The organism is Gilliamella sp. Choc5-1, from assembly GCF_001690595.1.
GTDB lineage: Bacteria > Pseudomonadota > Gammaproteobacteria > Enterobacterales > Orbaceae > Gilliamella > Gilliamella apicola_M.
Map to the genome: position 1 here is coordinate 17282 of NZ_LZHH01000109.1, position 13895 is coordinate 31176.

12 protein-coding genes are annotated in these 13895 nt (G+C 32.9%); 5 read left to right on the forward strand and 7 right to left on the reverse strand.

What is annotated here, in order from left to right; all coding sequences use genetic code 11:
* Positions 1–135: 135 nt before the first annotated feature.
* On the reverse strand, positions 136–852 hold the full coding sequence (locus A9G35_RS09340) for a GntR family transcriptional regulator (protein ID WP_065636618.1): 717 nt from the start codon (positions 850–852) through the stop codon (positions 136–138).
* Positions 853–1100: 248 nt separating this feature from the next.
* Here A9G35_RS09340 and A9G35_RS09345 point away from each other — a divergent pair, with 248 nt between their 5' ends.
* From A9G35_RS09345 to A9G35_RS09355, 3 genes are all read left to right on the forward strand, one after another.
* Complete coding sequence (locus A9G35_RS09345) at positions 1101–2429, forward strand: 6-phospho-alpha-glucosidase (RefSeq protein ID WP_065636619.1); 1329 nt, start codon at positions 1101–1103, stop codon at positions 2427–2429.
* 123 nt (positions 2430–2552) lie between these two features.
* Entirely contained in the window at positions 2553–4139 is a 1587-nt protein-coding gene (locus tag A9G35_RS09350; protein ID WP_065636620.1) for an alpha-glucoside-specific PTS transporter subunit IIBC, read from the forward strand.
* A gap of 632 nt (positions 4140–4771) precedes the next feature.
* Positions 4772–5434, forward strand: a complete 663-nt coding sequence (locus A9G35_RS09355; protein ID WP_065636668.1) for a MarC family NAAT transporter — start codon at positions 4772–4774, stop codon at positions 5432–5434.
* 24 nt (positions 5435–5458) lie between these two features.
* Here the strand turns inward: A9G35_RS09355 and A9G35_RS09360 are convergent, their stop codons facing one another.
* From A9G35_RS09360 to A9G35_RS09385, 6 genes are all read right to left on the reverse strand, one after another.
* Positions 5459–6151, reverse strand: coding sequence for a DUF2461 domain-containing protein (locus A9G35_RS09360; RefSeq protein WP_065636621.1), 693 nt, complete (start codon positions 6149–6151; stop codon positions 5459–5461).
* A 3-nt stretch (positions 6152–6154) separates the two neighbouring features.
* Positions 6155–6919, reverse strand: coding sequence for a 3-deoxy-manno-octulosonate cytidylyltransferase (gene kdsB, locus A9G35_RS09365; protein ID WP_065636622.1), 765 nt, complete (start codon positions 6917–6919; stop codon positions 6155–6157).
* 18 nt (positions 6920–6937) lie between these two features.
* The gene (locus tag A9G35_RS09370) at positions 6938–7123 is read right to left on the reverse strand and encodes a Trm112 family protein (RefSeq protein ID WP_065636623.1); all 186 of its coding nucleotides are present in this window, start codon (positions 7121–7123) and stop codon (positions 6938–6940) included.
* 20 nt (positions 7124–7143) lie between these two features.
* Positions 7144–8139 (reverse strand): tetraacyldisaccharide 4'-kinase, encoded by a 996-nt coding sequence (gene lpxK / locus A9G35_RS09375; protein ID WP_065636624.1) that lies wholly within the window; start codon positions 8137–8139, stop codon positions 7144–7146.
* Positions 8140–8239: 100 nt separating this feature from the next.
* Positions 8240–10549, reverse strand: coding sequence for a DNA internalization-related competence protein ComEC/Rec2 (locus A9G35_RS09380; RefSeq protein ID WP_065636625.1), 2310 nt, complete (start codon positions 10547–10549; stop codon positions 8240–8242).
* 525 nt (positions 10550–11074) lie between these two features.
* Positions 11075–11593 (reverse strand): single-stranded DNA-binding protein, encoded by a 519-nt coding sequence (locus A9G35_RS09385; RefSeq protein ID WP_065636626.1) that lies wholly within the window; start codon positions 11591–11593, stop codon positions 11075–11077.
* A 217-nt stretch (positions 11594–11810) separates the two neighbouring features.
* Here A9G35_RS09385 and corA point away from each other — a divergent pair, with 217 nt between their 5' ends.
* The gene (gene corA / locus A9G35_RS09390; protein WP_065636627.1) at positions 11811–12752 is read left to right on the forward strand and encodes a magnesium/cobalt transporter CorA; all 942 of its coding nucleotides are present in this window, start codon (positions 11811–11813) and stop codon (positions 12750–12752) included.
* A gap of 160 nt (positions 12753–12912) precedes the next feature.
* Positions 12913–13872: a glucokinase gene (locus A9G35_RS09395; RefSeq protein ID WP_065636628.1), complete on the forward strand. Its 960-nt coding sequence runs from the start codon at positions 12913–12915 to the stop codon at positions 13870–13872.
* The last annotated feature ends 23 nt before the right edge of the window (positions 13873–13895 follow it).

Here is a 13895-nt window from a genome sequence, read left to right on the forward strand (position 1 = left end):
TGTCGGCCGAGCAAAAATGTTTAGCTAACCATAAAACCATAACCGTTATTACAGTTATTTTTCTTTATAATAGTGTGTTAGCTTTTGTATATGTTTGTATACGTAAAGAATGTGAGTAATTTTTACAATTGATATTTATTCTAATCCTCTGCGTGCAATATATTCAAACCTATATTGGAATCCCCTTAAATATTGAATACTATATTCAAATACTTCGCCATTAACTAATTCACTAGTTGAACGTAGGCATAATATAGGATAATTTGTTTCGATATTTAAATGTTTAGCAACAATGCTAGTTGCCAAAACTGGCTTTAAGTCTTGCCTACTTAGCGATATTTGATAGCCTTTTTGTTTTTCAATATAGTGATACTTCGATGTTTGCATTACTTTAACACTGAGATCAGGAAATAGTGAAAGAGGCATGTAACTTTGCTCTAAAATTTCAGGCTCATCGTCTATTGTTCTAATACGTATTATTGAGTATATCAATGTGCCAACTTCAATATTTAGATGCTTTGCAATAACGGGTTGTGCTTGTTCTAACTGAAAATGTATTACTTTTGTACTAGCAATTCTTCCTTGTGAGGTAATGTTTTCTTCAAATCCTTTTAATTGAAAGGCATCGTGTTTAGCCGAATTACATTTAACATAGGTACCACTTCCTTTTATACGCACTAATAATCCTTGTTTTTCAAGTAGTTCAAGAGCTTTGCGAACAGTGACACGGCTAACATTATATATTTCTTGTAAAGCTTGTTCTGTAGGTAATACATCTTCAACATCTAATTCGCCAGAACGAATTTTTTTCTCAATAGTTTCAGCTATTTGTCGATAAAGTGGCTTACTCATAATCATATCCTACATATGAAATTTGTATTATCTTAACATTCAATAGTCAAAATATCATCAAATGAAAAATATTATTCTTTGAGCCTAACTATTATTGTTAAGTATCATTTATATGCCTATTTTCTGATACCGATAAAAATTTTGTGATCTTTTTCACATTAGTATTAAATAAGTATTATTTAATTTAATACTTATTGATAACATATAAATGTGTTTTTTATTCACAAATAGAGTTGAGGAAATTGGTTATGAAAAAGATTAATTTAACCGTTGTAGGTGCAGGTAGTACTTATACATTAGGTATTATGAGAAGTCTTGTTACAGAAAAACAAAATTTTCCGTTAAAACGCGTTGTTTTTTATGATATTGATGCAGCCCGTCAGGAGCTAAATGCCAAAGCAACTGAAATTATGTTTAAAGAACTTTATCCTGAAATTGAAGAGTTCATCTATACAACAGATAGAAAAATTGCTTTTGAAAACTCTGATTTCTTTTTTATGCAAATTCGTACCGGTGGTTTAAAAATGCGTGAGCGTGATGAACAAATCCCCTTATCTCACCAATGTGTAGGTCAAGAAACATGTGGTGCAGGTGGAATGGCTTACGGTTTGCGTTCCATAGGCGATATGATCGATCTTGTTCATGAAATTCGTTCATATAAAAAAGATGCTTGGATCTTAAACTATACTAACCCAGCTGCGATTGTTGCAGATGCCTTAAACCGAGAATTTCCTAATGATAATCGAATTTTAAATATTTGTGATATGCCTGCAGCAATCATGGTGAGCTACGCTAAATTACTTGGCTGTGAAATTTGGGATTTTGTACCGGAATACTTTGGTTTAAATCATTATGGTTGGTTTACTAAAATTAAAAATAAACAAGGCGAAGATTTAACTCAACGTATTAAAGATATTATTTTAAAAGAGGGGATTAAAGCAGTTGATTCAATTATTGCTAATGATCCTTCTTGGCAAGCAACGTTTAAAAACATGGAAACAATGTTAAGAGATAACCCTGAATTTTTGCCAAATACTTATTTACAATACTATTTATATCCAGAAAAAATGGTGAGTAAAGAAGATATTAATAATACGCGTGCGCGCCAAGTTATCAATGGGCGTGAAAAACAAGTATTTGAAATGTGTAAACGTATTATTGAAAAAAATTCTATTGTTGGTGAACAGCTTCATGATGATATTCATGGTCGTTATATGATTCGTGTTGCTGCATCACTAGCTTATAACAAAGGCGATATCTATCTTGTGATTGTTCCAAACAAAGGCATTATTAGCAACATACAAGATGATGCAATGGTTGAAGTGCCTTGTATGTTAACTTCTGATGGCCCTAAAGCGTTTGCTATTGGTAAGATTCCGACATTCCAAAAAGCGATGATAGAAATCCAATTAGGTTATGAAAAATTAGTCGTTGATGCTTGGTATGAAGGTTCTAAACAAAAATTAATCAATGCCTTAACGTTAAATAGAACTGTTGTTAACGTTCCAAAAGCAAAAGTAATTGTTGAAGAAATCTTAAACGAAAATAAAGACTATTTACCTCAGTTTTTTAAATAATTATTTTGTTTAACACGAATAATGCTAGCGTTTGAGTAAATGCAAACGTTTAGTGTTATTCACAAACATGTACAGAAATATTTAAGAATAACAAAATCATTATATTAATAAAAGGTTAATGTTATGAGAAATACAATTCAACGCTTTGGAGCAGCAATGTTTGTTCCTGTATTACTCTTTCCCGTTGCTGGTATCTTATTGGGATTGACTGTCGTTTTACTTAATCCTAATTTGTTTCCGTTTGCTGTAGAAGGATCCACTTATGTTAAAATTGTCAGTGTATTTCAAAAAGCATCCTTAGTTTTGTTTCAAAATATGCCAATGTTGTTTGCTTTAGGTTTGCCAATTGCATTAGCAAAAAAGGCATCAGGCCGAGCTGTATTAGCCGCTTTTATCTCTTATTTAACATTTAACTATTTTATTGCAGGAATACTTGATATTTGGAGTGAACAGTTAGGTATAAACTATCAAGTAGGGCAAACAGGATTAATTGAAATTAGTGGTGTATTAACATTAGATACTTCAATTGTTGGTTCAATTATGACAGCAGCTTTTACTGTTTGGATTCATAACCGTTATTTTGATTTACGTTTACCTGAATGGGCAAATGTATTTACAGGCACTCCATTAATCGTTATTATCTGTTTCCCTTTAATGTTGGTACTAGCTATATTGACGGTATTGGTTTGGCCTCCTATTCAAAATGGTATTCAAAGTCTGCAAATTTTCATTTTAAATTCTGGTGCATTCGGTGTATGGCTATTTACTTTTTTAGAGCGCATTTTAATTCCTACAGGATTACATCATTTTGTTTATGGTCCAATCTATTTTGGTCCAATTGTTACCGATGGCGGTACCGTTAATTATTGGATTTCTCATATTTCTGAATTTGCTAATAGTACTAAATCATTAACTGAATTATTTCCTCAGGGTGGATTTATGTTAATTGGTATGGGGAAGGTATTTGGTTGCTCAGGTATTTCAATGGCTATTTATGCAACAGCAAAACCAGAAAATAAAAAAATGGTATTGGGACTATTAATTGGTGCAACAGTTACCGCTGTTTTGACAGGAATAACAGAGCCCATTGAATTTACATTCCTTTTTATTGCACCTATGTTATTTGTTGTTCATGCTTTTTTAGCAGCGTCAATGGCTGCAATTATGTATATGCTTGGTGTATCAGGAAATTTTTACTCAGGTATTATCGATTTTATCTTCCAAAACTGGTTACCTCTTGGGGAAAATCATTGGATGGCGTATGTTATTCAAGTTACTGTTGGTTTAACTTTTACAGCAATTTACTTTTTTGTGTTTAAATTCTTAATCCTTAAATTCAATTTTATGACGCCTGGCCGTTCAGATACTAATATTAAACTATTTACTAAATCAGATTACAAAAATAGTAAAAATAGTAAAAAGAATAAATCGCCAAATCAATCTGATACTGAATTTGAAACTAACGATTTGATAATTCAACAAGCAATTGCCTTTATTGAAGGATTAGGTGGTAAAGAAAATATTAGACAATTAACTAACTGTGCAACTCGTTTACGTATTGAAGTCAGTAATCCAGAATTAGTTCAGGAAGTGGCTTATTTTCAAAGTTATGGGGCAATAAATGTTGTATACAAAGGGCAATCATTACAAATTATTGTTGGCTTAACTGTACCTCAAGTTAGAGAAGAAATGAGTACGCGATTAAAATAAATCATGTCGATAAATTTTGTTAATAAGTAAACCATAAACCATTAATTGACGTGTTTAATCAATTCTAAAATAGAGATTATTTGTTATTTTGATTAAGCACGTAACTTATTAAAAAATATAAATTTATTTTTGAATAATATATAGAAATTCTCTACATTGCTTTTAGTTATTTGAGCAACTCGGTAATAAATATCCATAAAAATAAAGTGATATCACAGACAAGAGATATGACGTTTATATCATAAAAAAATAGCCACCAACATTTATTTTCTTGTAAAAAATATTCAGGAGTTTATCCCGTTTAATTATTTTAAAAAATAAAAATTGGTTTTTACGTGTAATTGCGATGTGGTTAATTAGTAAATATTTGAAGATTAAAAAGGTAGAAAGCAAAAGTTTTAGTAATTTCGAGGAAAAATACATTATGAATTTATTTATAGGGTCTTCGAAAATCATTTTAATGATGTAGTTTTAACGGTACGGTATTTTTCTATACCTTATTTTTAATCTCAGTAATTGATTGTAACGCTTATTTATTACCCAATATTGGCTGTTAACTTACGCTCAATATATCATTTTTTATTTATTTCAATTATACTTAGCTACAATTTTTGTTAGATCTAAAAAAAGCTATGTTGGAACTGATACAAACTGTCGGCTTTGGTTTAATTCTATTTATTCCATTAACTAATCCTTTAACTACTGTGGTACTTTTATTGGGTCTATCGGGTGATATGACCAATGAAGAACGCAATTACCAATCAAAATTGACCTGTATTTATGTGTTTATAATTATGGTCGTGTCGTTTTATTGCGGACAGTTAGTAATGAGTACATTTGGCATATCAATCCCCGGATTACGCATTGCAGGCGGTATGATTGTTGGCATTATTGGCTTTAGAATGTTATTTCCACAACAGCCATCCCATAAAACCCTTGAAGCCGATGCTAAAAAGAAAGAAACCTCAAATAATATCGCTTTTGTGCCACTAGCTATGCCAAGTACAGCAGGGCCTGGAACGATTGCAATGATAATTAGTATGTCTTCAACAATAAAAAGTGGGGGATATGACGTTTCTACTTGGGTTGTTTACGCCGCTTCAATATTAGTACCTTTATTATTGTGTATTATTCTTTGGTTTTGTATGCGCAGTGCTGGCAGTATAATGCGCTTTATGGGAAAAAGTGGCATTGAGGCCACTTCAAGAATTATGGGCTTTTTATTAGTTTGTGTTGGAACACAATTTATAATTAATGGTGTGAAAGAAATTATATTAAATTTCCCTAATATCTAATATAAAAGGATAAACTCAATAAAGCTAAAGCATTGGTATATTTTTAATCATTTCCACTCGCATTAAATAATCGTAGAGTGGAACGAGCTGTTTAAATCCTTTAATTAATTTTGGGGGTAAGTCACTATCTAACACGTCTTCAATATGATTACTTGTTACCATAACTGCGAGATTTTTTCGGTTATACCATGTTGCAATTTTGGCATCTTGCTCTTTGATTAAAGGACGTTTATAACTTTCCCCAACAAGTTCAAATGGTTTTTTGACACAACGTGTCATGGTTAAAAACTTGTTAGTATCGTTAAGAATCTCATCTCGAAAAATATCCATTGTTTGTTTTGATGAACAATAATAACCAAGTCCATATTGATAACTATTTGGACTAATTTCAAAAAAGTAAGCAGGTGCTTCTTTCCAATCTTTATTGGGTCGTTTAAATGTCAACCATAATCGGCTACGATAAAGTGATTTATCATTTGAAAAACGAGTATCTCGATGTATGCGTGAAATCGTTTTACCAATAGCGGGGCGAGTTTCAAACCATTCATCAATTTTAAGCATTTCTGGTGCTAATTGTTCAACCAAAAGCCTAAATGGTTTAATTAAATCGTTATCATAAATAGCACGATGTTCTTCAAACCATGGTTTGCTGTTATTTATCCAAGCATCTTGTAAAAAATTAAGCCCTTCTTGCGTAAACCCAGTAAAGTTTGCCATTGCTTACTCCTTAAATAACGCTCTTACTTTTTCTAAATCTTCTAAAGTATCAACACCAATTGCTGGAGGTTGTTTTGCCACAGCGACATGAATCTTTTCACCGTACCAAAGTACTCTTAATTGTTCTAACATCTCAATTTGCTCAAGCGTTGATGGTGCCCATTTAATATATTGACGAATAAAGCCAGCACGATAAGCATAAATACCAATATGACGAAGATAAAAATCACCAATGCTAGACGGTTTTAACTGTTCAGCTGATTTCGCAAAACGATCGCGTTCCCAAGGAATGGTAGCCCTTGAAAAATAAAGTGCATAACCATCTTTATCTGTCACAACTTTAACAGCATCCGTATTAAATGCTTCTTCAACAGAATCAATTGGCACAGCTAACGTTGCCATTCCCGTTTTATATTGCACTAAATTTTCAGCCACTTGGTTAATAATGATAGGCGGTATTAAAGGTTCATCGCCTTGTACATTAACAATAATCTCATCATCTGCAAATTGATAAGTATTAATCACCTCTGCTAACCTTTCAGTACCTGAATTATGCTTATCACTTGTCAGAATAACTTCTCCACCATACGTTTTGACTACATCAAAAACTTGCTGATGATCGGTTGCAATGATCACTCGATTAGCTGAGGATTTTTTTGCTTGCTCCATTACACGCACAATCATAGGTTTTCCATGAATGTCCGCTAGCGGCTTAGCAGGTAAACGGCTTGAACCATATCTAGCAGGAATAATAACCGAAAAATTCATAACTAATATCCTATCTTTTTATTCTTGAGTAGATAATGGTTTATTAAGTGGCTGTGCTTCGCATTCAAGCAAAACAGGAATATTATCTTTTATGGTATAAACTAAATTATCCGCTAAACAAGTTAGCTGCTGATTATTGGCATCATACTGTAGTTGCCCATGGCATTTTGGACAAGCAAGGGCGCTCAAAAGGATTTCTTTCATATTTTATTCTCTTTGGGAGTTTATCTTATCTTATCTAATAAGGAACAGATCTGCTCAATTGCTTGCACGGGTATTACCGCATCAACGGGTAAATACCACCAATTTGGTTGAGCAAACTGCCTGCATTTAACCGCATCTTTTTCAGTCATTAAAAGAGTTTGGTTACAATTTGCAATATCGTTTAATAATGACAACGTAAATTTTTGATGATCGGCAAAAGGAACGGTTTTTATCACATTCGTTTGCATTTTTATCAACATATCAAAAAAACGGTTCGGATGACTAATACCAGCAATAGCACAAATATTTTGTAATGAAGATAATGGTTTTCTTTCTTGAGTAAGCAAATTTACCGCGTATCGTGGTGCTAATTGCATACTGTAGGCCTTATTTGGGTATTTTTGAGCTAGGTTATTTATACTGTCACCATTTATAATAATCAAATCAACTGATTTTAATCGACTTTCTCGCTCTCGCATTGGTCCTGCTGGCATCCACCATCCATTACCAAATAAACGTTTTCCATCAACGACCACCACTTCAATATCGCGCGATAATGCATAATGTTGCAAACCATCATCAGTTAAAATAACATCTAATTGATATTGCTTTAATAGTGCTTGAACAGCGTCAGAGCGGTGTGGAGATACAGCAATAGGCACATTAGTACGTTGATAAATAAGTACAGGTTCATCACCGGCTTGTTCGGTGGCTGTTGTTTTATCTAAAATAAGAGGATAATTGTCAGACTTACCACCATAGCCTCGCGAAACCACGCCAACTTGCAATCCTTTTTGTTTTAGTGATTCAATTAAACCAACAACTAGCGGTGTTTTACCATTACCACCAACGGATAAATTGCCAATAATAATAATAGGTACGGGTGAATGCCAAGATTTTAAAATACCGAATCGATATAAAGAGCGACGAACAAAAGCAATCAAACCATATAATAAAGAAAATGGTATGAGTAACCAAAATAAACGATTTTTACCATACCATAGTTTTTCAATCATAACTTTAACATCACTCAATTAAATTTAGTAAAATTGCGTATAACTTAATGTTGATATCACAATTATAAAAATAGTCACTTATAACCAAAGATAGCTTATTTTACTCATAAATTGGTAAACTACCAAACCAATCATGATACCATCTAGGTTTAATTTCACCTCGCATGGTTTTTAGTTGCCAAGTTTGTTTATCAAAAAATAAACTTATTTGCCCTGTTTTAGCTGTAACAGAACTATTTAGTTGTAAATCTTGATACCTTTTTATTACTTTAGTGGAAGGCAGTTTCCAAGGATTATAACGAGAAGTAGAAACTAATAACTTTACTGGTTTAACATGATTTAAAAATGGATAACTTGATGAGGTATTACTACCGTGATGTGGCGCTTGTAAAATGGTTGAAGTTAGCTGGTTTCGGTATTTAGCCACTAATTGATACTCTTGATTGCGCTCTAAATCACCCGTTAATAATACAGAAAACTGTCCATCACTAATTTGCACTACACAAGCGTCTTCATTTTGAGCATAATCAACTAATTTATTAGGCCATAACACATTAAACGTTAGATCGTTCCAAATAAACTGATGACCGGCTAAACATGGATAGTCATTATTAAAACTAGAAGAAGAACTCATTAACCATGCTTTAGGATAAACACGTTGTAGCATATCCAAACCACCAACATGATCATTATGTTGATGGCTAATAATAATACCTTGTACATTTAAATTATGCCACTGTAAAAAAGGAATAATAACCCTTTCTACTGCTGAACTTTTTTCCCATTTAGCGCCTGTATCATACAAAATGGCTGACTTTCCGTCATGAATAACAATTGCCAATCCATGACCGACATCAAGCATATCTAACCGCCAGCGATAATGCGACTGTTCAAAAATAGGCGTAATTAGTAACATAAAAATAACAACAAGAGTAATGCTAAAACGGCGCCAAACTCCTGTGCGTATGATAACAACAGTAAGCCAACCTAAAAAACTTAACAAATAAAAATTGGCAGGAACTTTAAGCCATAGCAAATTGAACCAATTTAAACTAGAAAATAACCATTCTAGCGATTTATCAGCAATCGACCAACACCATAATGCGACATAAAAGCAGTCCATAAGACTGAATATCAACGCAAATAAAATAGTAGGAAAAGTGCATAACGAAATAATAGGGATGGCAATTAAATTGGTTAAAATAGAAACGGCACTAACGCCTTGAAAAACAAAAAATTGAATAGGAAGCATTAATAAAGTTAAACCGAATTGCAAATGCAATAATCTAACCATGTACCAACGCTTTTTATACTTTATTTCTTGAGGTATTGGTAACCACTCAAATAAAAAAATTAAGCTAATTACTACATAACAAGACAACCAAAAACTTTCAGACAAAATCATCAATGGATCAAATAATAATAGCAATGCAATGATGCGGTTAATTTTTTGCCATGCACTAATTTGATTTTTTTTATAACGCAAATAGATCCATATAGATAAAGCCAATATAGCTCGCAAAGTGGGGGGATTTAATCCAGTTAGCCATGCATAAAAAACTGCGGATAACCAACCGATTATAATAGGCACAAAAAAATAGATAAAACGTTTTGGGATAAAAAACAGAACAATCTTAACCAAAAAACAACTAAGCGTAAAAACGACTAAAATATGCATACCAGAGATTGCCATTAAATGAGCAACCCCGGTTTGCATCATCACCATACGATGGGATTCATCTAACTGAGAACGATCCCCAAACGCAAGCGCAAGCAATATGTCTCGATAATCAAACAAATCAATGTAAGGAAGTGCTAAATCAACAATAAATTGCCTTAAATTAGATTCATCGTCTAACAATTTTGCATCAACTAACTTTGCTGATAGTAAACGTCGGTTTGCTATTGAAAAGCGCTGGCTGTCAAATCCCCCTTCATTAAGATAACTATGCACCACTTTGGTTTTTAACGTTAATTGCCAAGTTTGCCCTGATTGTGGCGTTGCTGGGTTATCCCAATAAACTGAAATTGGAATATCATTAGAAAGTGTAACACCCGAAATAGAAAAAATAGAAAATGACAAATAATAAGGCGATATTGCAGCTGCTTTTTGATGGGTATTGATATTTACAACTTTTGCTTTAACCACTAACGTTTTATCAATATAAGGTGAAATATGGGTTAAATATTGCTTAGAATAAGCAACAGACCATAAAAAACTTAAACTAAATACAACAATAATAGATAAATTAAAACGAAATTTAACCGGAACCACCAACACTAAAACAAGCAAAATAGTGGCAATGAAATACCATTGAAGATCAGATAATAGATGCGGTAAAAACAGTAATGGTAAACACCCCAAAGAAAACATGATAGCTAATAAATCAAGAGAATAAGACTGTCGCATTAGAGCCTAACATATTTATTTTATATAAATAATCAGCTTATCAGTTGATGCCATAAAAAAAGAATTTTGTTTGAATTTTTCGATGTAGCCTCCAATTTTATTATTAACCTAGAAAAAGTTTATTAAAATTATTTACAGTATTTTAAATTTTGAAAAAATAAGAACGTGCTGATATTACACTAAAAAATATTTGTGGATGTTGAATTGATAAATTTCAGGGATTTTTTTGTATTTTTTACAGCAATTTGAGTAATTACTGTAAAAAATATTCAGGATTCTATGCCGTTTAGATATTAAAAATCTAAAAATTTAAAAAATGCTGTTATGTATTTTTAATTGAGATGAAGCAAATAATCAGCAAATATTTAACGATTGAAAAGATAGGCAACAAATGCTTAAGCGATTGATATTGTATAATACGATTAAAACTATAAAGCGATTTTCCAAAATCGCTTTATAGTTTAGAGGATTGCTTTAATAATAAAATGTAAACATCTCTTTGTTTATCTACACATTAGGAGTGTTTTAGAATGGAATATCGTCATCAAAATCCATAGGTGGTTCTGGTGTCGCTGCAGGTTGTGCTGGCGCATTTTGTGTTGTAGGACGAGATTGAGCCATTGGCGCTGATGAAGTGTTATTGGCACTTTGTCCCCAATTTTGCGAACTATCTCCCATGTTTTCTCCGCCATTGCGTGATCCTAAAATTTGTAAAGTACCGCCAATTGGGTTGATCACAACTTCTGTTGTGTAACGATCTTGCCCTGACTGATCTTGCCATTTTCGAGTTTGTAATTGCCCTTCAAGATAAACTTGTGAACCTTTTTTTAAGTATTCGCCGGCAATTTCAGCTAATTTACCAAATATAACAACTCGATGCCATTCAGTTCGTTCACGGTTTTCATTTGTTTGTTTATCTTTCCATATTTCTGATGTCGCAATACTAATATTGGCAACGGCGTTACCATTAGGCATGTAACGAACTTCGGGATCTTGACCTAAGTTACCAACTAAAATGACTTTATTTATTCCTCGACTGGCCATTATTGACTCCTAAAAATTACACTAAGTATTTAAGCTGCGTATTGTAACATGAGACTGCAGTAATATCAGCGAATTTAATTCAATTATGGAATTTTGATCTCTTTTTATAAAAATAAAGAAAGGTTAGTTTTAACATAGGAATTTGTTGCTATAACGAGTATAATGCCGAACATTTGTTAATGTAATGTTCTAAAAAATTTCCTCAATAGGAGGCTTTATGATTAATGCGTTTGGATTAAAAAACAAACAATTGGTAAAAATTAATGAAGGCGATATAAATAATGCGGCTTGGGTTGATTTAATTGAACCAGAAGAAGCTGATCGTGACTTTGTTTTAACACATTTAGGACAAAACTTAGCAACCAGTATTGAGTTAGATGATATCGAAGCATCAGCGCGTTTTTTTGAAGATAATGAGGGTTTACATGTCCATTCCTTCTTTTTTTACGAAGATGCAGAAGATCGTGCGGGCAATTCAACGGTCGCTTTCACTGTGCATAATGGCCGTTTATTTACATTGCGCGAACGCGATTTACCGGCATTTCGTTTATATCGAATGCGTTCACGTTATCAAACTATGGGTGATGGCAACCCTTATGAAGTACTGCTTGATTTATTCGAAGTAAAAGTTGAACAATTAGCCGATCAAATTGAAAATATCTATAGTGAACTTGAAGAGTTGAGCTTAATTATTATGGATCGCTCAGCGCAAGAACATTATGATGAGGCTATTACCTCATTAGCTGAACTTGAAGATACGGCTTGGAAAGTGCGCCTTTGTTTAATGGATAGCCAGCGTGCGGTCAATTATTTAGTTCGTCGTGCTAAAATGCCTGTAGATCAGCTAGAACAAGCTCGTGAAGTGATTCGAGATATTGAATCGCTTGTGCCGCATAATGAATCATTATTTCAAAAAGTGAACTTTTTAATGCAAGCAGCAACCAGTTTTATTAATATTGAACAAAGCCGAATTATTAAAATTTTCTCGGTGGTTTCGGTTGTGTTTTTACCACCAACAGTGGTGGCATCGGCTTATGGTATGAACTTTGAATTTATGCCCGAATTAAAATGGGAATATGGTTACCCATTTTCGTTACTATTAATGTTACTAGCAGGTGTTGCGCCTTATATTTACTTTAAACTTAAGAAGTGGTTATAGATCTATTTACTTAACGTTGCTATTACTCACTGATATGGTAATAGTATGGCAAAAATCATTTTGTCGTCGCTATTTAGAATCGCTGAGTGACTTTAATGTAACTATTAGATAGTTAAACTTGTTGTTTGAATAGAAATGAATTGATCATAAAGGAAATAACATGAATCAATATGCACTAGTCACCGATATTGGTGGAACCAATGCCAGATTTGCACTTTATAACTTAGCAACCAATGAATTATCTTCAATTACTAAAGTACTTATTGCAAAAGATGATGTGTTATTAACATTAATTAAAAATTATTTAGCAGCCCAATCGGTAATTGTTAAAATGGCATGTATTGCTATCGCTTGCCCGATTGATGATAGTGATGTGATAAAAATGACAAATAACAATTTGTCATTTTCACGTTCAGAGCTTGTTAAAGAGTTAAACCTGACTAAGCTTGAAGTGATTAATGATTTTACAGCGGTATCAATGTCAATTGCTAAACTACCAAAACAAGATCTTGTAAAAATTGGTGGTGATGAACCTGATTTAAATTATCCCATTGCGATTTATGGTGCAGGAACAGGGCTTGGTGTGTCACATCTGATTAAAGTCAATGAACATTGGGTTACGTTACCAGGAGAGGGCGGACATACCGAACTGCCAATGATAAGTGATGATGAAGATCGGATTTTAGCTGAACTACGCAAAAAATTTGGGCGTGTTTCTACCGAGCGGTTTTTATCAGGCAATGGTATTGTCAATATTTATCAAGCGTTGTTACAAATTAATAATCAACCAGTAATAGAGATTACACCCGATATTATTGTTGAGAAAGCTCTATCAAAAAGTTGTCCACTTTGTTTACAAACGTTAACCTATTTTTGTACTTTTATGGGGCGTTTTGGTGGTAATTTGGCATTAACGCTTAATACGCAAGGCGGTGTTTATATTGCAGGTGGGATTGTACCGCGTTTTATTGAATTTTTTAAAGCATCACCATTTAGGCAGGCTTTTGAACATAAAGGCCGTATGTCATACTTAGTCAAAAAAGTTCCTGTTTATGTGATAACACATGAAGATCCAGGTTTATTTGGCGCTGGTGTTTATTTACAAAATTGTCTTATATAATATTGATGAGTAAAGGTTTTATT